The sequence below is a fragment of the Microvirga tunisiensis genome, assembly GCF_009296175.1.
Taxonomy (GTDB): domain Bacteria; phylum Pseudomonadota; class Alphaproteobacteria; order Rhizobiales; family Beijerinckiaceae; genus Microvirga; species Microvirga tunisiensis.
On the sequence record NZ_VOSK01000550.1, the window covers coordinates 1 to 2,917 of the forward strand.

Sequence of the window (2,917 nt, forward strand, 5' to 3'; positions counted from 1 at the left end):
TCGATACCCAGGGTGGCAATGGCGGCAGAGAAAGAAGACCGTGACATGAGACGTGCTCCTTGCGTGGCTCGAAGCCCCACAGCTTACGAACAAGCGGGGCAGAAGCACGGCCGGACCATCCCATTAGGAGCCGTTCCAGAGCTGCCTTGGCTCGTAGCCTCCAGGAACTGGTCTGGTGGAGCCTCGCCGCCTGATCGAGGGGGCTCACCAGATCGGTTGAGCAATCTCTCTCTTCGGGCGACTAGACGTGATCCGCACCGCGCTCGCGCATCATTCGGCGCAGCACCCGTGAGACCTCGTCGACCGCATAGGGCTTGTGCAGCAGCTCGAAGCCATGCCGGCCCTCCTCAGCCAGGATGTGGCTGTAACCGGACGTCAGCACCACCGGAATCCTGGGATAGCGTTGGCGAACCTCCCGCCCCAGCTCGATCCCGCTCATCCCCGGCATGACCACGTCCGAGAATACCACGTCGAACCGGCTCGCATCCTCATCCAGCAGCTTGAGGGCCTCAGCGGCATTGGCCGCCCAGGTGGTCTCGTAGCCGAGATCCTGCAAGAGCTGTGTCGAGAACCGGCCCACCTCAAGATTGTCCTCGACCATGAGCACCCGGCATCCGCGCCCCTCGTCGTCCGGACCTGTCCCCCGGGCATGGTCCCTGTCATCCGACGCGATGCCCCTGTCGCTCCGCGGCAGGTAGAGCGTGAAGGTCGTGCCCTGTCCGACCTTGCTTTTGACGGCTACGTCACCCCCGGACTGCTTCGCGAAGCCGTACACCTGGCTCAAGCCCAGGCCCGTGCCCTTGCCGACCTCCTTCGTGGTGAAGAACGGCTCGAAGATCTGGTTCAGCCTGTTGGCCGGAATGCCGGAGCCGGTGTCGCTGATCGACACGGCCACAAACCGGCCAGGACCACCGGCATGGCCCCGGATCGGCGGCATCCGGGACAGATCCCCCACATGGACCCGCAGCGTTCCCTCGCCATTCATGGCGTCGCGGGCATTCACCGCCATGTTCACAAGCGCCGTCTCGAACTGGGTGACGTCCGCCTCCACGAAGCAGCGCTCGCACGTGATGTCGGTCACGATCTGGATGCGGGCGCCGACGATGGTGCGCAGCATGTCCGTGACCGCCCAGATGCGCTCGGGCACGTCGAACACCTCCGGCTTGAGCGCCTGCCGGCGGGCGAAGGCCAGCAACTGGCCTGTCAGCTTCGAGGCGCGGTCCACCGTATCCGAGATGGCATCGATGTAGCGCAGGCGCCGCTCCTCGGGCAGGTTGGGCCGGCGCAGGAAGTCGATGGACGAGCGGATGATGGTGAGCAGGTTGTTGAAGTCATGCGCCACGCCGCCCGTGAGCTGGCCGATGGCTTCCATCTTCTGCGCCTGCCGCAGCGCCTCTTCGGCTCGGCGGTACTCGGTCACGTCGCGACCGATGCCGTAGAAGACCCCCTCGGCCGGAACGCCGGTCCACGAGATGGTCCGGTAGCTGCCATCGGCGTGCCGCAGGCGATCCTCGAAGTCCACGATCTGTTCGCCATTCGCCAGCCTCTGAATCGCCTGTGCCAGCTTCTGCCGGTCCTCCGGGTGGGTGAGCTCGATCACGGGCGTGTTGAGCAGGGTCGCCTCATCGTAGCCCAGCACCCGCGACCAGGCCGGATTGATCGCCCGTCGCTGACCGTCGAAGCCGAACACGCCCATGAGCTCGTTCGAGTTCTGCCAGATCCGGTCACGCTCCACCGTGCGCTCGGTGATCTCCCGCTCCAGCTCCTCGCGCGAGCGCGCCAGAACCTCGCGGGCCTCGACGATCTCTGGATATCCGTGCAGGTGCCGAACCAGCGCGTGATCCGGCCCTGCTCATCCCGCACCGGCTGGGCGCGTCCGAGCACCCAACGGTATTGGCCGGAGCGATGCCGCAGCCGGCATTCGATGCGATATGGCTCTCCCGTGGCCAGGCAGTGCCGCCACGTGGCCCAGGTGCGTTCCTGATCGTCGGGGTGGAAAATGTCGGCCCAGCCGGCTCCGTCCGTGGAGCCCTCCGGCACGCCGGTGTAGTCGTACCAGCGCTGGTTGAAGAAGTCGTGATAGCCGTCCGGGCGCGTGGACCAGATCATCTGATCGATGGAGTTGGCGATCGCTTGGAACTTGGCCTCGCTTTCCCGCAGGCGCTCCTCGGCTTCCCTGCGGTCCGTGATGTCGAGAACGAACTCGACCGCCTCCTCGCCGATGCTGCGGGGTGCAAACAGGCCCCACCAGCGGGAGCCATCCTTGCGGAAATACTGCTTCTCGTAAGGGGTGGCCTCGCCCAGCGTGGTCACCTCCTCGACGGCCCGCCAGGAGGCCGGATGGAACTCCTCGGGCGTGAGCTCCTGCCAGGTCTTGCCGAGTGCTTCCTCGCGGCTGAACCCGGTCATGCCTAAGAAGGCGTCATTGACCTGCGTCAGCCTGAAGTCCTGGCCCCAGAACAGCACGCCGACGGTTTTGATCGCAAAAGCGCCCCTGAGGCGCTCCTCGCTCCGGCGCAGCGCCTCCTCGTCGCGCCGGCGCCGGGTCAGGTCAAGCATCGAGCCGATCATCCGGACCGCGCGGCCCTGCCGGTCGCGGCTGACGAAGCCGCGGTCGAAGACATAGGCCTCCGATCCGTCTGCTCGCAGAAAACGGTACTCCGCGCTCCAGGTCTCCTGATCTGACGTAATCACCGACGCGATGCCCGAGACCACGCGCTCGCGATCCTCAGGATGGATGTGATCCTTCCACCAGGAGCCATCCGTCTCGGCCTCCGAATAGCCGAAGAGGTAACTGGGGCATTTTAGGGGGCGAGGGATTCCTCCCTTCGGGCATTCATGATTCAATCCCGGCATGACCTCGCCTGATCGTTCCAACAAGCCGCTGTCCTCGACAGCCCTGCGCGAGCTGGTCTCG

At 65.6% G+C, this 2,917-nt stretch carries 2 protein-coding genes; both read right to left on the bottom strand.

The window, feature by feature from the left end:
* Positions 1 to 241 precede the first annotated feature (241 nt).
* Entirely contained in the window at positions 242 to 1,696 is a 1,455-nt protein-coding gene (locus tag FS320_RS49270) for a PAS domain-containing hybrid sensor histidine kinase/response regulator (protein WP_152718314.1), read from the bottom strand.
* Positions 1,597 to 2,917: PAS domain-containing protein (locus tag FS320_RS41070; RefSeq protein ID WP_210252247.1), on the bottom strand; the 1,321-nt coding region annotated here is incomplete at its 5' end. The genes FS320_RS41070 and FS320_RS49270, both read right to left, overlap by 100 nt.

Excerpts from the sequence above, each read along its gene's own strand:
- FS320_RS49270 (WP_152718314.1), bottom strand. The coding sequence starts at position 1,696 with ATGGGCGTGTTCGGCTTCGACGGTCAGCGACGGGCGATCAATCCGGCC.